Origin of the sequence: Bradyrhizobium sp. SZCCHNRI1009 (genome assembly GCF_032487575.1) — a bacterium.
Classification (GTDB): Bacteria; Pseudomonadota; Alphaproteobacteria; order Rhizobiales; family Xanthobacteraceae; genus Bradyrhizobium.
On sequence record NZ_JAUEUL010000029.1, the window covers coordinates 44,347 to 63,403 of the forward strand.

Consider the following 19,057-nt stretch of genomic DNA (forward strand, 5'->3'; position numbering starts at 1 on the left):
ATCCTCCGCGAAGGCGGGTGATCCGGCATTGCGGAGACGTCGGCGATCGACCGCGAGACCGCGGCGTACTGGATCGCCCGGTCAAGCGGGGCGATGACAGCGGAAATCGTGGCGTTGCATTCGCGTGAATGCTCCCAGCGGCCTCAACGCTTCACCAAGCTCCACTTGGTCACGACCGCCTCGCTCATCTGTCCCGCATCCTGCGCGCAGGCGATCTCGTCGACCTTGACCGCGATCTGCTTGCCGAGCAGCCCCTTGAGCTGCGACGCCTGCGCCGTGTTCGCGGTGACGAGCTGGAACGTCTCCGGGCCGGTCTCGAGATTGCACAGCCCGCTCGGCGGCGGCAGGCGGCGCGGCTCGCTGGTGATCTGATAGGCGGCGGAGGGCTGGCCCGGCTTGGCGCCTTTCAGCTTCAGCGCGTTCAGCTCGCCGGACAGCACGTCACCAGCATTGAGCGGCTTGCCGACCTTCTGCGGTGTCTCGCTCTGCTGCGCCAGGACGGACGGAGCCGAGAGCGCCACCCAAATCGCGCCCAAAGCCAGCCGTTTGCCGAATCCGCGTTTCGTCATCATTCCACTTTCGTCTGTGCCTAGAACAAGGTCCGCTGCCGCATCGCGGCCGAGAGCGTGCCTTCGTCGAGATAGTCGAGCTCGCCGCCGACCGGCACGCCATGCGCCAGCCGCGTGACCTTGACGTTCGCCTCCTGCAGGAGGTCGGTGATGTAGTGGGCGGTGGTCTGGCCATCGACCGTCGCGTTCAATGCGAGGATGATCTCCTGCACCTCCGGCGCATGCGCGCGCTGCACCAGCGCGTCGATGGTGAGGTCCTGCGGACCGACTCCGTCGAGCGGCGACAAGGTGCCGCCGAGCACGTGATAGCGGCCGTTCGAGGCCTTGGCGCGCTCCAGCGCCCAGAGATCGGCGACATCGGCGACGACGACGATCATCGCGGGATCGCGCCGCGGATCGGTGCACACCGTGCAGGGATTCTGGGTATCGATGTTGCCGCAGGTCTTGCAGACCTGGATGCGGTCGATCGCGACCTGCAGCGCCGAGGCGAGTGGCACCATCAGCGCCTCGCGCTTCTTGATCAGATGGAGCGCGGCACGCCGCGCCGAGCGCGGCCCGAGGCCGGGCAGGCGCGCAAGCAGCTGGATCAGGCGTTCGATCTCAGGACCGGCGACGGCCATCAGTTCACGAATGTCATCGGGTCAACTAACCAAAACCGAAGCCTGGCGGCAGGCCGAGCTTGCCGGTGATGGCCTGCATCTTCTCCTGCATCGCGGCTTCCGCCTTGCGCCGCGCGTCGCCGTGCGCGGTGACCAGCAGGTCTTCCAGGATCTCGGCCTCCTCCGGCTTGAGCAGCGACGGATCGATCTTGATGCTCTTCACGTCCATCTTGGCGGTCATGCGCACGGCGACCAGACCGCCGCCCGAGATGCCCTCGACCTCGACGTTGCCGAGCTCCTCCTGCATTTCCTGCATCTTCGTCTGCAGCTGCGCCGCCTGTTTCATCATGCCGAGAAAGTCAGCCATCGGAGCACCTCATCATCAGCCTTCTTGTTGAGCATGATCTTTCGGAAGACCGGTTTCCACGTTTCCGGATCATGCTCTAGAAATCGTCATCGTCGGACTCGTCGGGCGGCTCGACAGCACTGGCGTCCGATTCGGGCGGCTCGGGGGCGAGCCGGCGCACTTCGACCACCTTGGTGCCCGGGAACCGCGCCAGGATCTCCTGTACGCGCGGATCGGCCTCCGCCGCCGCCTCGCGCTCGCTCTTGGCGCGCAGATTCTGCTCGCGCAAGGTCGCCTGACCCGGCTCGTTGGAAACGATCACCGTCCAGCGCCGGCCGGTCCAGTCTTCCAGCTTGCGGCCGAGGTCCGAGACAAGCGAGCGTTGCGCCGTCCGTTCCAGCGCGATCTCCAGCCGTCCCTCTTCGAAGCGGACCAGCCGCACGTCCATCTCCAGCGCGCTCTTGGTGATCAGGTCACGATTCTTGCCGGCCAGCGCGACGAGTTCCTGGAAGCTCGCCAAGCGCAGCGCGGGCTGGTCCTGCGATGCCGGTGACGGCTGCGATGACATCGCCTGCGGGCGCATCGAACCGCCGACCGCGGCGAGCGTCGGGCCTTGCGCGCGCGGCGCCTGCATCGGCGCCGACGTCATCACAGGCGGCGTTCCCGCGCTCATGGTGGATGCCGGCGCAGGACGCGCCCCGCCGCCGTTCGTGACGATCGGCGAGCCACCACCGTTCTGGTCGATCATCCGAATGGCTTCGTCAGGCGTCGGCAGATCGGCCGCATAGGCAATCCGCACCAGCACCATTTCCGCCGCTGCAGCCGGGCGCGTCGCACCTTGCGTCTCGGCGATGCCCTTCAGCAGCATCTGCCACATCCGCGACAGCACCCTCATCGACAGCTTGGTGGCGAAGTCGCGCGCACGCAGCCGCTCGGTCTCGCTGAAGGCGACGTTGTCAGCCGTGGCCGGCACGACCTTCACCCGGGTGACGAAGTTCACGAACTCGGCCAGGTCCGACAGCACGACCACGGGGTCGGCGCCGACGTCATATTGCTCGCGGAATTCCTTGAAGGCGGCGGCGATGTCGCCGCTGGCGAGATGGTGGAACAGGTCGATGACGCGAGTGCGGTCGGCGAGGCCGAGCATCTGCCGGACATCGTCGGCACGGACCTCGCCGGCGCTGTGCGCGATCGCCTGATCGAGCAGCGACAAGGAATCGCGCACCGAGCCTTCGGCGGCGCGCGCGATGATGCCGAGCGCCTCGGGCTCGATCGTCACGCCTTCCTTGGTCGCGATGCCCGAAAGATGTTTCATCAGCACGTCGGCCTCGACCCGCCTCAGGTCGAAGCGCTGGCAGCGCGACAGCACCGTCACCGGGACCTTGCGAATCTCGGTGGTGGCGAACACGAACTTGGCGTGCTCCGGCGGCTCCTCCAAGGTCTTCAGGAAGGCGTTGAACGCCGCCGTCGACAGCATGTGGACTTCGTCGATGATGTAGACCTTGTAGCGCGCGCTGGCCGGCGCATAGCGGACGCTGTCGTTGATCTGGCGGACGTCGTCGACGCCGGTATGGGACGCCGCGTCCATCTCCAGGATGTCCATGTGCCGGCTTTCCATGATCGCCTGGCAATGGGTGCCGAGCACCGGCATGTGGATCGTCGGGCCCTTCACCGAACCGTCGGGCAGCTCGTAGTTCAGGGCGCGGGCGAGGATGCGGGCGGTGGTGGTCTTGCCGACGCCGCGGACGCCGGTCAGGATCCAGGCCTGCGGAATCCGGCCGGTCTCGAACGCGTTCGAGACCGTGCGCACCACGGCCTCCTGGCCGATCAGATCCGCGAAGCTGGAGGGGCGGTATTTGCGCGCCAGCACCCGGTAGGGCTTGGCGGGAGCGTCGGCGCTGTCAGGCGGAACAGGTGGGGCGCCAGCGTCAGTCATCGAGCGATCCGCAAGTGAGCATTCCAGTCCGGCATCGATCGCGATCGTCGACGCCATCAGCCTCGGCGCAATCAACCGGAGCGCGGTCGAGCGCCCGCCCTGCGCGGGGTCCCCGCCATCTTTGCGCGATTCGCTCGAAAAAACAGGTAGGAGACTGACGAGCGACCCGATCCGGACCTCGTTAGGGCTGCTTCCTTCCGGACCTGACCCGGTTGGCGAGTGGCTCGTCCACCGCCAATCTCCCGCTGCCTATTTGGGGCCAAATGGTCCGGAAAGCAAGCGCGAGCTTCGCCGGCCCGCTCTACCGCCCCGCGGGCTTGTGCCGCAGCTCGGAAAGGCTTTAGGTGCCGTCGAGCTCCCGCCTGACCATCCGCCAGGAACCGCCGCATGCCCGAATCAGCCTGGTCGCTGCATCCGCAACTTGCGAAGGATACGATCGACATTGGCGACCTGCCGCTGTCCCGCGTGCTGGTGATCAAGGACGCGAACTATCCCTGGCTGCTGCTGGTGCCGCGGCGCGAGGGCGCGGTCGAGATCATCGATCTCGACGAGGTCGCGCAGGCGCAGCTGATGACCGAGATCACGCGGGCGTCACGCGCGCTCAAAGAGATCACCAAATGCGACAAACTCAACGTCGCCGCGCTCGGCAACATGGTGCCGCAGTTGCACGTCCACATCATCGCGCGACGCACAAGTGACGTGGCCTGGCCGCGACCGGTGTGGGGCGCCGCGCCGCCTGTGCCCCACGATGCGCAGGAGGTGCAGCAGTTCATCAGCGCTATCAGGCGCAAGATCTGGCTAGGGTGAGAGATGTCGCCATTCGACTTGTTTCCGCTGGGCAAGCCGGCCTTCGTCGGCCATCCGATCGATCGCGCCGCCCATCTGCGCTTCCACGACGACAAGCTGATTGCCTTCGAGAGCAAGCCGTCGACGCGGGCCTATGTCGTGCATCGCGATTCGCTGGTGCTGAAGCGCGAGGGCGACCAGCTGCGCGCGCTGCTGTCGATCGACGAGGCGCTGAAGTTCGGTGCCAATCCGGGAACGATCTTCCTCGGGCTGCAGGACGGAGCGGCCGTGTTCGGCATGGGCATCTCGCCGGCCGCGGTCGAGAAGCTCGCCGGGCGGGAGGACGTGTCCGTGACCGAGCTGCGCGGCATGGCGATGCAGGGCGCGATCCCGGTCGACCAGCTCGCCACCATCGCGATGGCCAAGTCCCTGGTGTCCTGGCATCAGCGCCACGGCTTCTGCGCCAATTGCGGCGCCAAGACCGCCATGCGCGAGGGCGGCTGGAAGCGCGAATGCCCGAGCTGCAAGACGGAGCATTTCCCGCGCACCGATCCGGTCGTGATCTCGCTGGTCGCCTCCGGCGACAAGTGCTTGCTCGGGCGGCAGAAGCAGTTTCCGACCGGCATGTATTCCTGCCTCGCCGGCTTCGTCGAGGCGGCTGAGACGATCGAGGACGCCGTCCGGCGCGAGGTGTTCGAAGAATCCGGCATTCGCTGCACCGACGTGACTTATTACATGACCCAGCCCTGGCCCTACCCGTCGTCGCTGATGATCGGCTGCAGCGCCCGGGCACTCAACGAAGACATCGTCATCGACCGCACCGAGCTCGAGGACGTGCGCTGGTTCAGCCGCGACGAGGCCCGGCAGATGCTGCTGCGGCAGCATCCGGATGGCTTGGCAGGACCGCATCCGTTCGCCATTGCTCATCATCTGGTCGGCCGCTGGTTGAAAGAGAACGACGAGCGGTAGTAGGAAACCACCCCACCCCGCCGCGGAAACCGTCAGCCCCGGCCGCAAAGGGCTGAACGGCCAACCCTTGTCTTGGAACGATTTTCTCTATATGTGGGTCATATAGCCTTCATATGGAACAAATTTCTCCATGACCGATTTCGCCGCCCAAGGCTCCGAGGCCAATCGCCGGCTCGATGCGATTGACCGCAAGATTCTGATGGTCCTGCAGGAGGACGCATCGCTGTCCGTCGCCGAGATCGGCGATCGGGTCGGACTGTCGTCGACACCGTGTTGGAAGCGCATCCAGCGGCTGGAGGCCGATGGCGTGATCCTGCGCCGGGTGGCCCTGGTCGATCAGAACAAGATCGGGCTCGGCATCTCCGTGTTCGTGTCGGTGGAGAGCGCGGACCATTCCGAGGCCTGGCTGCGCAAATTCGCCGAGGCGGTCAGCTCGATGCCGGAGGTGATGGAGTTCTACCGGATGGCCGGCGACGTCGACTACATGCTGCGCGTCGTCGTTGCGGACATGCAGAGCTACGATGTCTTCTACAAGAAGCTGATCAGCGCGGTGCCCCTCAAGAACGTCACCTCGCGCTTCGCCATGGAGAAGATCAAGTCGGTCACGGCGCTGCCGGTGCCGCCGGTCTGAGCCGAGCATTCCGGGCCGCTTCGATGTTGCAGCGCTAGCGTCCCCAATCTCAGTCGTCATCCCTAACGAACGTTTACCGGAAGTTATTCCCATCCCTCTATTCTTGGATGCGATGACGTCCGGTGCAACCATACCTCAGTCTTCGCGCCCGTGGCTCAATGCCACGGCGCTTCTGATCGCGAGCTTTGTCGCGGTCGCCGCGCTGTCACTCCAAGTGCGCGCGGGGAGCGAAATCGTGGCCGTCGCTTTCCCACCCTGGTGGAGCGCGCAACACGCGATGCTCGCCGCGGCCTCGGCTGACGCCGCGCTCGTGCGCACAACGGCCATTTCATCGCTGCTGGTCGTTCGTCCCGGCGAACATGACGGCTCGGCGCGGCTGCGCGAGGCCGGAGCCTGGCTCATCATCGATCCGCAGGCGGTCTCTGCCTGCTTTGCAAAATGATCTCTTTGGGGGAATCGGAAATGAACGTCGAGACCAGCGATCTGGCAACCCTCCGGCACACGACCAGCAAGCTTCTGCTGGCGATGCTCTGGGTTCACGTTCCGCTCTCCCTCATCATCGGGCTGTCGCGCGGCGACTGGCTGATGCCGACCATGCTCATGGTCGTCATGGCAGTGGTGGCAACCCTTTCCTGGCGCAGCGCCGGCGACGCCTTGTCGACCCAGCTCACCGTCGCAGTCGCCGTCATGGGCGGCGTATCCGTGCTCGTCTACCAGATGTCCGGACATGCCTGGCAGATCGACCTGCACATGTATTTTTTCGCCGCGCTCGCCTGTCTGGTCGCATATTGCGACTACCGGCCGATCCTGGCCGGCACGGTCGCCGTCGCGCTTCATCATCTGGTCCTGAACTTCGTGTTTCCTGCAGCGATCTACCCGGGCGGCGCTGATTTCGGCCGCGTTGTGCTGCATGCGGTCATCCTGCTGATCGAGGCCGGTGTTCTCATCGCCCTTGCGCTCAAGCTGACGCAGCTGTTCGAAACCAGCGCGCGCAAGACCGCGGAAGCCGAATCGGCGATCGCTGCCGAGGCGCGCGCCAACGCCGAGCGGTTCGAGGCCGAGCAACGCGTCAAGCAGCAGGCGGACCTTGCCCGTCGCGAGCTCGCCGAAGGCTTCGAGCGCAAGATCGGCGGCATCGTCGAGGCGGTGGCCGTCGCCGCCAACGAGATGCAGAGCCTGTCCTCGTCGATGAGCCGGAGCAGCGCGGAGTCCTCGCGCCAGACGTCGGCCGCGGCCGGCGCCTCGCAACAGGCGTCGACCAATGTCGAGACGGTCGCTGCCGCAACGGAAGAGCTGACCGCGTCGATCAACAATATCTCACAGCAGGTGACGCGGTCGGCGGAGATCGCCGCGAAAGCGGCGGACGAAGCTCGCCGCACCAACACGGTGGTCGAGAGCCTGGCTGCCGGCACCCAGAAGATCGGCGAGGTGGTGACGCTGATCCAGACGATCGCCAGCCAGACCAACCTGCTGGCGCTGAACGCCACCATCGAGGCGGCGCGCGCCGGCGAGCACGGCAAGGGTTTTGCCGTCGTGGCAAGCGAGGTCAAGGCGCTCGCCAACCAGACCGCGAAGGCCACCGAGGAAATTTCCAGCCAGGTGCAGAGCATTCAGAGCGCAACGGGTGACGCCGTCTCCGCCATCCAGGCGATCGGGGGAACGATTGCCGAGATCGACGACATCTCCAAGGAGATCGCCACCGCGGTCGAGCAGCAGGGCCTCGCCACCGGGGAAATTTCCGGCAACGTACAGCAGGCGGCCGAAGGCACGCGGCTGGTCAGCCAAAGCATGGGCAGCGTGACCCGCGCTTCCGACGAGACCGGCAGCGCCGCCTCGCGGCTGCTGGAATCCGCGAACGGACTCACCTCGCAATCGAGCCGACTCAAATCCGAGGTCGATCAGTTCCTGAGCTCCCTGAGGGCCGCTTGATCGCATCGAATGGGATGGGATCGGCGCGAGCATCGACCCTAGCGGGATATCATCAACGCGGCCTCAGATCGTCTGGTTGTAGGCGCCGACTTCGGGATGCGTCCGCAGCACCTCGTTGACCGCCTCGAACATGTCGTGCATGCGCCGCTCGGACACCGGGCTTTCGACCACCACCACGAGTTCGGGCTTGTTCGATGAGGCCCGCACCAGACCCCAGCTGCCGTCTTCGACCGTGACGCGGACGCCGTTGACGGTGACGAGATCGCGGATCTGCTGCCCCGCCACCTTGCTGCCCTGCTGCTGCAGCGCCTGGAAGTGCTTCACGACGGCGTCGGCGACGCCGTATTTGACCTCGTCGCCACAATGCGGCGACATGGTCGGCGACGACCAGGTCTTTGGCAGCGCGTCCTTCAGGTCGGCCATCGACTTGCCCGGCGCCCGATCGAGCATCTCGCAGATCGCGATCGCCGAGACCAGACCGTCGTCATAGCCCCGCCCGAACGGGCGGTTGAAGAAGAAGTGGCCCGACTTCTCGAAGCCGGCAAGCGCACCGAGCTCGTTGGTGCGGCGCTTCATGTAGGAATGGCCTGTCTTCCAATACGCCGTCTTCGCGCCCTGCGCCTGCAGCACGGGATCGGTCATGAACAGGCCGGTTGACTTCACGTCGACGACAAACTGCGCGTCCTTGTGGATCGCAGACATGTCGCGCGCCAGCATCACGCCGACCTTGTCGGCGAAGATCTCCTCGCCGGTGTTGTCGACTACGCCGCAGCGATCGCCGTCGCCATCGAAGCCGAGGCCGACATCGGCCTTATGCGCGAGCACGGCATCGCGGATGGCGTGCAGCATCTCCATGTCTTCGGGATTGGGATTGTATTTCGGGAAGGTGTGATCGAGCTCGGTGTCGAGCGGAATGACCTCGCAGCCGATCGCCTCGAGCACGTCAGGCGCGAACGCGCCGGCGGTGCCGTTGCCGCAGGCCGCAACGACCTTGAGCCTGCGCTTCAGCTTCGGCCTGCTGGTGAGATCGGCGATGTAGCGCGCAGGGAAATTCTCGTGGAACTGATAGGAGCCGCCGCCGGCGTTCTTGAACTCGGCGTTGAGCACGATCTCCTTCAGCCGGGTCATCTCTTCGGGGCCGAAGGTCAGCGGCCGGTTGGCGCCCATCTTCACGCCGGTCCAGCCATTGTCGTTGTGCGAGGCGGTCACCATGGCGACGCAGGGCACGTCGAGATCGAACTGGGCGAAATAGGCCATCGGCGTCACGGCAAGGCCGATGTCGTGCACCTTGCAGCCGGCGGCCATCAGGCCCGAGATCAGGGCGTATTTGATCGAGGCGGAGTAGCCGCGGAAATCGTGCCCGGTCACGATCTCCCGCTTGACGCCGCGTTCGGCGATCAGCGCGCCCAGCCCCATGCCGAGCGCCTGCACCCCCATCAAGTTGATTTCCTTGTTGAACAGCCAGCGCGCGTCATATTCGCGGAAGCCCGTCGGCTTCACCATCGGCTCGGATTCGAAGGCGTAGGTATTGGGAACCAGGACGGGCTTGGGTTTCGGAAACATCAGGAGACGGCCTCGGGAAATCACATCAACGGAAGAATGCAGTCGTGCCTGATACGACGTCGGACGACAATGGCAGAAGGCAGATGAATGCAGGCAACAATCAGGCGGGACCGCCCCGTCCGCTGAACCAATCCGCCTGCCGGTATATGGGGGCCGTCACTGCATGCACCAAGATGCGGTGAAGGCGCAGCCTACTGCTCCAGCACCATCTGGCCGTTGGCGTAGGCGAAGCGCTTCAGCTTGGACAGGAAGGACAGGCCAAGCAGGTTCTCCGACAGCGCGGTATCGGGCAGCACCAGGGCATCGACGTCGCGCACGGTGAGCTCGCCGAGCTCGACCATCGCGAGCCTGGCGCGGGCCGCCTTCACGGTGCCGTTCGCCGTGGTCACGGTGGCGGTGTAGTCGCCGCGCGCCGGACGGAGGCCGAAGCGGGCGGCCGAACTCTCGTTCAGCGCGACCATCGAGGCGCCGGTATCCACCATGAAGCTGATGCGCTGGCCGTCGATGCGGCCGTCGGCGCGGAAGTGACCGCGACGGTCGGTCGGAATGCTGAGGCTGCGCTGGCCTGCGGCAGAGGATTCCACCGTGGCAACCCGCGCGGACGGTGTCGCGGATGCCGACGCGGGGGTCAGGCGATCGGCCAGTTGCGCCATGAAGGTGCCGAGACCGACGAGAACGGCCGCAAAGATCATTATGTTACGCATGACGCAAACGCCCGACTTTACCCCGCAACCGATTTGACCATCAAAGCCGCTGACGGGCGACTGCGAGTGACCGGCTGCCGCCGCCATTTTGGCGAAAACGATGAGTGAAGCGTTAACGACAACGACGGCGGCGGTACAATTTGCATGAGCTATGTCCCCCGCGGCTTGGCCCGCCGGGTCGGCTCGGCATGGGCGGGATCGTCGGGCCAGGGATGGCGCGGATAGCGGCCGCGCAGATCGGTGCGGACCGCGGCATAGGAGCCGCGCCAGAAGCCGGGCAGATCGCGCGTCACCTGCACCGGCCGCTGCGCCGGCGACAGCAGTTCCACCACCAGCGGCACCGCGCCCCGCGCGATCGAGGGATGGACGTTCAGGCCGAACAGCTCCTGCAGCCGCACCGCGATGGTGGGCCCCTGCTCGGCCTCGTAGTCGATCGCCAGCATGGTGCCGGTCGGCGCCTCGAAATGGGTCGGCGCCTCCCGGTCGAGCCGGGCGCGCAGATCCCACGGGAGCAGCGCCATCACGGCATCGGAGACGTCGCCGGGCGAGATGTCCTTGAGCGAGGTCTTGTCGGCCAGCAGCGGCACCAGCCAGTCCTCCCGCCGCTCGGCGAGGCCCGCATCCGACAGGTCCGGCCAACTGTCGCCTTCCGCCTTGCGCAGGAAGGTGACGCGGTCGCGCCACTGCCTGGCGGCCTTCGACCACGGCAGCCGGTCGAGCCCGGCCGCGCAGATCCCTTCCGCGAAGATGCGCGCGGTCTCCTCCGACGGCGTCAGTGCGACCGGCGCATCGGCCATGGTGATCGCATGCAGCTTGCGCCGTCGGCGCGCCCGCAACGCCATCGCGCCATGATCGAAGCTGACCTCGTCCTTGGCTTCGATGTGCCCGGCGAAGTGGCGCTCGATGTCCTCGATCGCCAGCGGCGCCGCCAGCAGGATCCGGCCGTTGGCCGCCGTTCCCGTCAGCTCGCCGACCGCGATATAGGGCACGCGCGCCAGCGACGAGGCTGGGTCGACGGCAGCGCCGCGGCCATTGGCGAGCACGAAGCTGCCATTGCCGCGATTGCGCGCCACCCGGTCGGGAAAGGCGAAGGCGAGCATCAGGCCGGTGGAGATATCCGCTTCTCCGGCGGGGGCGGACGCGGACGACACCTGCTGCGCCCACCGCCGCGCCAGGTCGCGGGCAATTTGCGCGCGCGGCGAGCGGTCGCGGCGGAACTGATCGAGCCGCACCTCGAGATCAACGCTGTCGCCGCCGAGCCCGCGCTCGGTCAGGATGGCGGCGATGTCGGCGGCCTGCGCCGCCGCGCCGTGGTCGGCGGCATCGACGATCATCCGCGCCAGCCGCGGCGGCAGCGCCAGCGCCCGCAGCCGCCGGCCCTCGTCGGTCAGCCTGCCATCGGCATCGAGCGCATCGAGCTCGCGCAGCAGGCCCCTCGCCTCCTTCCAAGCCGGTTGCGGCGGCGGATCGAGGAAGCTCAGCGTGGAGGGGTCATTGACACCCCATTGCGCCAGATCGAGGACCAGCGAGGACAGGTCGGCGCTGAGAATTTCCGGCTGCGTATAGGCCGCCAGCGAGGCCGTCTGCGGCTCGTCCCATAACCGGTAGCAGACGCCAGGCTCGGTGCGGCCGGCGCGGCCGCGGCGCTGATCCACGGCGGCGCGCGAAGCCCGCACCGTCTCCAGCCTGGTCAGGCCGATGTCCGGCTCGTAGCGCGGCACCCGGGCGAGGCCGGAATCGACCACGATGCGCACGCCCTCGATGGTCAGCGAGGTCTCGGCAATCGAGGTCGCCAGCACCACCTTGCGCTGCCCCTTCGGGGCGGGCGAGATGGCGCGGTCCTGCACGGCGGAATCGAGCGCGCCGAACAGCGGCACGATCTCGACGCTGGCATCGTGGACGCGCTCGGCCAGCATGGTCTGGGTGCGCCGGATTTCGGCGGCCCCCGGCAGGAACGCCAGCACCGAGCCCGCGTCGGCGCGCAGCGCGGCCGCGATGGTCTCAGCCATCTGGCGTTCGACCGGCGCATCCGGCTTGCGGCCGACATAGCGCGTCTCGACCGGATAGGCGCGGCCTTCGCTCTCGACCACCGGCGCATTGCCGAGCAGGCTGGCGACGCGGGCGCCGTCGAGCGTCGCCGACATCACGAGGATGCGGAGATCCTCGCGCAAGCCCTGCTGCGCATCGCGTGCCAAAGCGAGGCCCAGATCGGCATCGAGCGAGCGCTCGTGGAATTCGTCGAACAGCACGGCGGCGACGCCGGTGAGCTCGGGATCGTCGAGGATCTGCCGGGTGAAGATGCCTTCGGTGACGACCTCGATGCGGGTCGCGCGCGAGACCTTCGAGCCGAATCGTACGCGATAGCCGACGGTCTCGCCGGCACGCTCGCCGAGCGACTTCGCCATCCGCTCGGCGCTGGCGCGGGCGGCGATCCGGCGCGGCTCCAGCACGATGATCTTGTTGGTCCCGACCCACGGCGCATCGCGCAGCGCCAGCGGCACCCGGGTCGTCTTGCCGGCACCAGGCGGCGCCACCAGCACGGCGGTGCTGCTGCGTGCGAGCGTGCCGGACAGTTCGTCCAGCACGGCATCGATGGGCAGCGGTGTATCGAAACGAAGCGGCAATCGTCGAACCCGTCATTGCCCGCGAAGGCGGGCCATCCAGTGAACGCAGATCTCGCAGATGACGAAGATCGGGCGTACTGGATACCCCGCCCTCGCGGGGTATGACAACGCCATGTCACGCACGCCGCATCACGCGCCCTTCACCGACGGCCGGCCCACGCTCTCGTAGACGAAGCCGTGCGCCGCCATCTCGTCCGGGCGGTAGACGTTGCGCAGGTCGACGACGACAGGACTGGCCATCACCTCCTTGAGGCGATCGAGGTCCATGGCGCGGTACTGCACCCATTCGGTCACTAGCACGATCGCATCGGCGCCCGTCGCGCACGCATAGGGATCGTCGTAATAGGCGATCTCCGGCAGCTCCTTCTTGGCCTGCTCGATGCCGACGGGATCATGCGCCCGCACCTTGGCGCCCATGTCGAGCAACCCGGTCACCAGCGGGATCGACGGCGCCTCGCGCATGTCGTCGGTCTCCGGCTTGAAGGTGAGGCCGAGCACAGCGACTGTCTTGCCGCGCAGATTGCCGCCGACGGCATGCGCCACCTTGCGCGCCATCGCACGCTTGCGGTTGTCGTTGACGGCCAGGACGGATTCGACGATGCGCAACTGCGTATCGTAGTCCTGCGCGATCTTGATCAGTGCGCGCGTGTCCTTCGGGAAGCACGAGCCGCCGAAGCCGGGACCGGCATGCAGGAACTTGGCGCCGATGCGGTTGTCGAGACCGATGCCGCGCGCCACCTCCTGCACGTCGGCGCCGACCTTCTCCGCGAGATCGGCGACCTCGTTGATGAAGGTGATCTTGGTCGCGAGGAACGCGTTGGCGGCGTATTTGATCAGCTCGGCGGTGCGCCGCGCCGTGTACATGACCGGCGCCTGGTTCAGCGACAACGGCCGATAGATGTCGCCGAGCACCTTCCGACCGCGGTCATCGTCGGTACCGACCACGATACGATCGGGCCATTTGAAGTCGCGGATCGCCGCACCCTCGCGCAGGAATTCCGGATTGGAGGCGACCACGACGTCGGCCGCCGGATTGGTCTCGCGGATGATACGCTCGACCTCGTCGCCGGTACCGACCGGCACGGTCGATTTGGTCACGACGACCGTGAAGCCAGTGAGCGACGCGGCGATCTCGCGCGCCGCGGCATAGACGTAGGTGAGGTCGGCGTGACCGTCGCCGCGCCGCGACGGCGTACCGACCGCGATGAACACGGCGTCGGCTTCCGCGACCGGCTGCTTGAGATCGGTGGTGAAATCGAGCCGCTTGGCCTTCACGTTGGCCGCGACCAGCGCATCCAGCCCGGGCTCGAAGATCGGGATTTCTCCGCGATGCAGCGCGGCGATCTTGCTCTCGTCCTTGTCCACGCAGGTCACCTGGTGACCGAAATCGGCGAAGCAGGCACCGGACACCAGACCCACATAGCCCGTGCCGATCATCGCAATTCGCATCGAAACCCATCCTTCAAGGTTAATACTTTCGCGTCTTAAACCATTTGCGGTTCAAGGGGAATTTAGAAAACGGCATGACGTTTGGATGACAGAGAGGAGTATTAACGGCTCTGCCCGACAATGCGGCAGCTCCGCGCCAAAGAGGGACAGCATGACCGCGAATGGTACGCCGAAAACGGCCGGAACCGAGACGCGCATCGACTGGGTGGACTACGCCAAGGGTATCTGCATCATCATGGTGGTGATGATGCATTCGGTGCTGGGCGTCGAGCTCGCCGCCGGCGAGACCGGCTTCATGCACGCCGTCGTCGCCTTCGCCAAGCCGTTCCGGATGCCCGACTTCTTCCTGATTTCCGGCCTGTTTCTGCCACTGGTCATCAACCGCGACTGGCGCACCTATCTCGACCGCAAGGTCGTGCATTTCGCCTATTTCTACGTGCTGTGGGTGACCATCCAGTTCGGCTTCAAGGCGCCCGGCTTCGCCGCCGCGTCCGGCTGGCCGCACGCCGGCTATATGTATCTGGAATCCTTCATCGAGCCGTTCGGCACGCTGTGGTTCATCTATCTGCTGCCGATCTTCTTCGTCGTCATCAAACTGACACGGAGGCTGCCGGCGCCGGTGATCTGGGGCATCGCGGCCGGCCTCGAAATGGCGCACATCGTTACCGGCTGGACCGTGATCGACGAATTCTGCGCCCGCTTCGTCTACATCTATTCGGGCTATCTGTTCGCGACCACCATCTTCGCAGTGTCGGACCGGGCCCGCGCGCAGCCCATGCTCGCGATCATCGGCCTGCTCGCCTGGGCTGTCATCAACCAGTCGCTGGTGAACCTCGGCGTCAGCGAGTGGCCGGCTGTCTCCCTCATGCTCGGCTATGCCGGCGCCGTCGCCATCATCATCGCCGGCACGCTGCTGGCGCGCGCGCAGCTCCTCAACGCATTGCGGTTCTGCGGCGAACATTCGATCGTGATCTATCTCGCCTTCTTCCTGCCGATGGCGGCGACGCGTACGGTGCTGCTGAAGACCGGGATCATCACGGACATCGGAACGATCTCGCTGCTCGTCACCATCGCCGGCGTGCTCGGCGCGCTCGCGATCTGGCGCCTCGCGCTGCGTACCGGCGCCCGCTTCCTGTTCGAACGCCCGATCGCGTTCTGGATCGCGCCGCCAAAGCCGAAGGCTGTGTTGCAGCCGGCGGAGTAGCCACATCCATGGTGTCGTCCCGGGCGAAGACCCGGGACCCATAACCGCCGTCCTCCATGTGAGGCACGCTGTGGCTCCAGCATGCCGCCTCATCACCGCCTGGGAGTGTAGGTCCCGGGTCGGCGCCCCGCCAGCGCTTCGCGCCGTCGGGGCTTGCCTGGGACGACAGCGGAGTTTTTGGCGCGAGCACGGCTCGCAGCCGGCGCCGATTTGCGTGGGGAACGCGCCGGATTCTGCCGTTCCGAGGGTGTCAATCCCGGCCAAATTCCCTACATTGCGGCCATGCCCAAAGCTCCCCAGAAAGCCGCCGCCACGCCCGCCGCCCCTGTGCCTGCCGCCGCCAAGAATTTGGCGAAGGGCGCGGCCAAAGGCGATCATGTGTTCCTGGTCGACGGCTCGTCCTACATCTTCCGCGCCTATCACGCGCTGCCGCCGCTCAACCGCAAGTCCGACGGTCTGAATCTCAATGCAGTGCTCGGCTTCTGCAACATGCTGTGGAAGCTGCTGCGCGACATGCCCGAGACCGACCGGCCGACGCATCTGGCGATCGTGTTCGACAAGTCCGAGGTCACGTTCCGCAACAAGATCTATGCCGACTACAAGGCGCACCGGCCGCCGGCGCCCGACGACCTGATCCCGCAATTCGCGCTGATCCGCGAGGCGGTCCGCGCCTTCGACCTGCCGTGCCTGGAGCAGTCGGGCTTCGAGGCCGACGACCTGATCGCGACCTATGCGCGGCTCGCCTGCGAGCGCGGCGCCACCACCACCATCGTGTCCTCCGACAAGGACCTGATGCAGCTCGTCAACGACTGCGTCACGATGTACGACACGATGAAGGACCGACGCATCGGCGTCGCCGAGGTGATCGAGAAGTTCGGCGTGCCGCCGGAGAAGGTGGTCGAGGTGCAGGCGCTGGCCGGCGATTCCACCGACAACGTGCCGGGCGTGCCCGGCATCGGCATCAAGACCGCGGCGCAGTTGATCACCGACTATGGCGACCTCGAAGGCCTGCTGACGCGCGCGGTCGAGATCAAGCAGCCGAAGCGACGCGAGGCTTTGATCGAGAACGCCGAGAAGGCGCGGATCTCGCGCCAGCTGGTGCTGCTCGACGACAAGGTCGCGCTCGAGGTGCCGCTGGACGATCTGGCCGTCCACGAGCCCGATCCGCGCAAGCTGATCGCCTTCCTCAAGGCGATGGAGTTCTCGACGCTGACGCGACGCGTCGCGGAGTATTCGCAGATCGATCCGGCGGATGTGACGGCGGATGAGCAGTTGAAAAGTGGCGCAGGCACTGCTCCCTCCGTTCCCTCCCCCCTTGTGGGGGAGGGTCAGGGAGGGGGGCGCTCCACGAGCGGTCCCTCCGGAGCACCCCCCTGCCCGAGCTGAACGCCTGGCTGGCGCGCGTGCACGATCTCAGCCGCGTCACGATCGATGTGAAGGCCAGCTCGATCGACCCGATGCAGGCGAGCCTGTGCGGCCTTTCGCTGGCGCTGGCGCCGAACGAGGCCTGCTACATCCCGCTGGCGCATCGCCAGGCCGGCGATGGCGGTGGGTTGTTCGATGCCGGGCTCGCGCCCGACCAGATCAAGGAAAGCGATGCGCTTGCGGCGCTGAAGCCGATCCTCGAAACGGCCGGGCTGCTGAAGATCGGCTACAACATCAAGTTCCTCGCCGTGCTGCTGGCGCAACACGGCATCATCCTTGCGAATGTCGACGACATCCTGCTGATGAGCTACGCGCTCGACGCCGGACGCGGCTCGCACAAGCTCGACTCGCTGGCCGAGCATGTGCTCGCCCACGCGCTGCTCAGCGAGAGCGAGCTGATCGGCAGCGGCCGGAACAAGCTGACCTTCGAGCAGGTCGCAATCGATCGCGCCACCGCGCATTCCGCGGAAGCCGCCGATGTCATCCATCGGGTCTGGCGCGTGCTGAAGCCGCGCCTCACGGCCGAGCGCATGACCGCCGTCTACGAAACCTTGGAGCGGCCGCTGGTCTCCGTGCTCGCACGCATGGAGCGGCGCGGCATCTCGATCGACCGGCAGGTGCTGTCGCGCCTCTCCGGCGACTTTGCCCAGACGGCGGCGCGCGTCGAGGCCGAGCTGCAGGAGCTGGCCGGCGAGCCGATCAATGTCGGTAGCCCCAAGCAGATCGGCGACATCCTGTTCGGCAAGATGGGGCTTTCGGGCGGCACCAAGACCAAGACCGGCGCCTGGTCGACATCCGCATCGATTCTCGATGACCTCGCCGAGCAAGGCAACGATTTCGCGCGCAAGATCCTGGAATGGCGCCAGGTCTCGAAGCTGAAATCGACCTACACCGACGCGCTGCCGACCTACGTCAACCCGCAGACGCATCGCGTGCACACCACCTACGCGCTGGCGGCGACCACCACGGGCCGGCTGTCGTCGAACGAGCCGAACTTGCAGAATATCCCGGTGCGCACCGAGGACGGCCGCAAGATCCGCCGCGCCTTCATCGCGACGCCCGGGCACAAGCTGGTCTCCGCCGACTACTCGCAAATCGAGTTGCGGCTGCTGGCCGAGATCGCCGACATCCCGGTGCTGAAGCAGGCGTTCAAGGACGGGCTCGACATCCACGCGATGACGGCATCGGAGATGTTCGGCGTGCCGATCAAGGACATGCCGAGCGAGGTGCGCCGCCGCGCCAAGGCGATCAATTTCGGCATCATCTACGGCATCTCCGCCTTCGGCCTCGCCAACCAGCTCGGCATCGCCCGCGAGGAGGCTTCGGCCTACATCAAGCGCTATTTCGAGCGCTTCCCCGGCATCCGCGACTATATGGACGAGACCCGCGAGTTCTGCCGCAAGAACGGCTATGTCGTCACGCTGTTCGGCCGCAAGTGCCATTACCCGGAGATCAAGGCGTCGAACGCCTCGGTCCGCGCCTTCAACGAGCGCGCCGCGATCAACGCGCGGCTGCAGGGCACGGCTGCGGACATCATCCGCCGCGCCATGACGCGGGTGGAAGAGGCGCTGGCGCAAAAGAAGCTGTCGGCTCAGATGCTGCTGCAGGTGCATGACGAATTGATCTTCGAGGTCCCGGACGACGAGGTCGCGGCAACTCTGCCGGTCGTGCAGCACGTCATGCAGGACGCGCCGTTCCCGGCCGTGCTGCTGTCGGTCCCGCTGCACGTCGACGCACGCGCGGCTGATAATTGGGACGAGGCGCATTGAGCTGATAACACGGCGCCCTCCTGCATCATCGACGGTTGGTGGAGGCCTCGCTGTATCGCCGCCCCCTTCTGTCGTCCCGGCCTTGAGCCGGGATCCATACCCCCAGGGAATGGTTTGAGGCGCACTGGTCATTGGCCCTTTGCCCGACACGACCGCCGCGGCGTATGGGTCCCGGATCGGCGCCGCGCCGCGCTGGCGCGCGTCACGGCTTGTCCGGGACGACAGCGGGGCGAGAAGACGCATTCACGTTTCAAACAACTGACGACAGAATAAGGACAAGGCTTTGCATTCTCGCGGCACATCGTGCCCGAGGCTTGCGATCAGTCGGCCCTTTTGCAACGGCGCAAAGGGCGCAGGGAAGGCCGGGCCCCGACTGAGGCCCGTGGCCCGCCTGCGAAAAAAAATGCAGGCGGCAGGTACCACAGGTTCAGCCGGACGGACCCGGCCCTCCCTGCGCGATGGGTTGAACGTCTGCTCCGCGCTCTTGTGTGTTCGAAACCTGCCAGAATGTGCGAACGGGCGGTTCTGACCAACCGCCCGTCGCTGGATCTGAG

Annotated in this window: 14 protein-coding genes, 1 other RNA gene and 1 pseudogene; 7 read left to right on the plus strand and 9 right to left on the minus strand. The window is 66.4% G+C overall.

Annotation, left to right across the window (positions count from 1 at the left end; translation table 11 throughout):
* Window positions 1–143 precede the first annotated feature (143 nt).
* The 5 genes from QX010_RS30080 to ffs form a co-directional block, all read right to left on the minus strand.
* Complete coding sequence (locus QX010_RS30080; protein WP_315800898.1) at window positions 144–569, minus strand: hypothetical protein; 426 nt, start codon at window positions 567–569, stop codon at window positions 144–146.
* Window positions 570–589: 20 nt separating this feature from the next.
* Window positions 590–1,189, minus strand: coding sequence for a recombination mediator RecR (gene recR / locus QX010_RS30085; protein WP_315715349.1), 600 nt, complete (start codon window positions 1,187–1,189; stop codon window positions 590–592).
* A 25-nt stretch (window positions 1,190–1,214) separates the two neighbouring features.
* Window positions 1,215–1,535 (minus strand): YbaB/EbfC family nucleoid-associated protein, encoded by a 321-nt coding sequence (locus QX010_RS30090; protein WP_315715348.1) that lies wholly within the window; start codon window positions 1,533–1,535, stop codon window positions 1,215–1,217.
* A gap of 76 nt (window positions 1,536–1,611) precedes the next feature.
* On the minus strand, window positions 1,612–3,450 hold the full coding sequence (locus QX010_RS30095) for a DNA polymerase III subunit gamma/tau (protein WP_315800483.1): 1,839 nt from the start codon (window positions 3,448–3,450) through the stop codon (window positions 1,612–1,614).
* A 146-nt stretch (window positions 3,451–3,596) separates the two neighbouring features.
* Window positions 3,597–3,693, minus strand: an RNA gene (ffs, locus tag QX010_RS30100) — signal recognition particle sRNA small type.
* Between the two features lie 144 nt (window positions 3,694–3,837).
* Between ffs and QX010_RS30105 the strand changes: the two genes are divergently transcribed.
* From QX010_RS30105 to QX010_RS30125, 5 genes are all read left to right on the plus strand, one after another.
* Window positions 3,838–4,257 carry an HIT family protein gene (locus tag QX010_RS30105; RefSeq protein ID WP_315715346.1) on the plus strand — a complete coding sequence of 140 codons (420 nt, stop codon included), beginning with the start codon at window positions 3,838–3,840 and terminating at the stop codon, window positions 4,255–4,257.
* A gap of 3 nt (window positions 4,258–4,260) precedes the next feature.
* Complete coding sequence (gene nudC / locus QX010_RS30110; protein WP_315800484.1) at window positions 4,261–5,205, plus strand: NAD(+) diphosphatase; 945 nt, start codon at window positions 4,261–4,263, stop codon at window positions 5,203–5,205.
* 130 nt (window positions 5,206–5,335) lie between these two features.
* Window positions 5,336–5,836, plus strand: a complete 501-nt coding sequence (locus QX010_RS30115; protein ID WP_315800485.1) for an Lrp/AsnC family transcriptional regulator — start codon at window positions 5,336–5,338, stop codon at window positions 5,834–5,836.
* Window positions 5,837–5,948: 112 nt separating this feature from the next.
* Window positions 5,949–6,278, plus strand: a complete 330-nt coding sequence (locus tag QX010_RS30120; RefSeq protein ID WP_315800486.1) for a hypothetical protein — start codon at window positions 5,949–5,951, stop codon at window positions 6,276–6,278.
* Window positions 6,279–6,298: 20 nt separating this feature from the next.
* Complete coding sequence (locus QX010_RS30125) at window positions 6,299–7,765, plus strand: methyl-accepting chemotaxis protein (protein WP_315800487.1); 1,467 nt, start codon at window positions 6,299–6,301, stop codon at window positions 7,763–7,765.
* A 63-nt stretch (window positions 7,766–7,828) separates the two neighbouring features.
* Here the strand turns inward: QX010_RS30125 and QX010_RS30130 are convergent, their stop codons facing one another.
* The 4 genes from QX010_RS30130 to QX010_RS30145 form a co-directional block, all read right to left on the minus strand.
* Window positions 7,829–9,328, minus strand: a complete 1,500-nt coding sequence (locus tag QX010_RS30130; protein WP_316183293.1) for a phosphomannomutase/phosphoglucomutase — start codon at window positions 9,326–9,328, stop codon at window positions 7,829–7,831.
* A 191-nt stretch (window positions 9,329–9,519) separates the two neighbouring features.
* Window positions 9,520–10,020, minus strand: coding sequence for a TIGR02281 family clan AA aspartic protease (locus QX010_RS30135; protein ID WP_316183297.1), 501 nt, complete (start codon window positions 10,018–10,020; stop codon window positions 9,520–9,522).
* A gap of 161 nt (window positions 10,021–10,181) precedes the next feature.
* Window positions 10,182–12,656, minus strand: coding sequence for an ATP-dependent helicase HrpB (hrpB, locus tag QX010_RS30140; RefSeq protein ID WP_316183294.1), 2,475 nt, complete (start codon window positions 12,654–12,656; stop codon window positions 10,182–10,184).
* Window positions 12,657–12,785: 129 nt separating this feature from the next.
* Window positions 12,786–14,105 (minus strand): UDP-glucose/GDP-mannose dehydrogenase family protein, encoded by a 1,320-nt coding sequence (locus QX010_RS30145; RefSeq protein ID WP_315800490.1) that lies wholly within the window; start codon window positions 14,103–14,105, stop codon window positions 12,786–12,788.
* A gap of 151 nt (window positions 14,106–14,256) precedes the next feature.
* On the opposite strand from QX010_RS30145, the gene QX010_RS30150 reads away from it, so the two are divergent.
* Window positions 14,257–15,309, plus strand: a complete 1,053-nt coding sequence (locus tag QX010_RS30150) for an acyltransferase family protein (protein WP_316183295.1) — start codon at window positions 14,257–14,259, stop codon at window positions 15,307–15,309.
* A gap of 282 nt (window positions 15,310–15,591) precedes the next feature.
* A pseudogene (gene polA / locus QX010_RS30155) lies at window positions 15,592–18,503 on the plus strand (DNA polymerase I).
* Window positions 18,504–19,057 lie beyond the last annotated feature (554 nt).

Coding starts and splice junctions, on each gene's coding strand:
- QX010_RS30120 (WP_315800486.1), top strand. CDS start 5,949: ATGACGTCCGGTGCAACCATACCTCAGTCTTCGCGCCCGTGGCTCAAT.
- QX010_RS30115 (WP_315800485.1), top strand. CDS start 5,336: ATGACCGATTTCGCCGCCCAAGGCTCCGAGGCCAATCGCCGGCTCGAT.
- recR (WP_315715349.1), bottom strand. CDS start 1,189: ATGGCCGTCGCCGGTCCTGAGATCGAACGCCTGATCCAGCTGCTTGCG.
- QX010_RS30080 (WP_315800898.1), bottom strand. CDS start 569: ATGACGAAACGCGGATTCGGCAAACGGCTGGCTTTGGGCGCGATTTGG.
- QX010_RS30105 (WP_315715346.1), top strand. CDS start 3,838: ATGCCCGAATCAGCCTGGTCGCTGCATCCGCAACTTGCGAAGGATACG.
- QX010_RS30095 (WP_315800483.1), bottom strand. CDS start 3,450: ATGACTGACGCTGGCGCCCCACCTGTTCCGCCTGACAGCGCCGACGCT.
- QX010_RS30090 (WP_315715348.1), bottom strand. CDS start 1,535: ATGGCTGACTTTCTCGGCATGATGAAACAGGCGGCGCAGCTGCAGACG.
- nudC (WP_315800484.1), top strand. CDS start 4,261: ATGTCGCCATTCGACTTGTTTCCGCTGGGCAAGCCGGCCTTCGTCGGC.
- QX010_RS30130 (WP_316183293.1), bottom strand. CDS start 9,328: ATGTTTCCGAAACCCAAGCCCGTCCTGGTTCCCAATACCTACGCCTTC.
- QX010_RS30150 (WP_316183295.1), top strand. CDS start 14,257: ATGACCGCGAATGGTACGCCGAAAACGGCCGGAACCGAGACGCGCATC.
- QX010_RS30145 (WP_315800490.1), bottom strand. CDS start 14,105: ATGCGAATTGCGATGATCGGCACGGGCTATGTGGGTCTGGTGTCCGGT.
- QX010_RS30125 (WP_315800487.1), top strand. CDS start 6,299: ATGAACGTCGAGACCAGCGATCTGGCAACCCTCCGGCACACGACCAGC.
- QX010_RS30135 (WP_316183297.1), bottom strand. CDS start 10,020: ATGATCTTTGCGGCCGTTCTCGTCGGTCTCGGCACCTTCATGGCGCAA.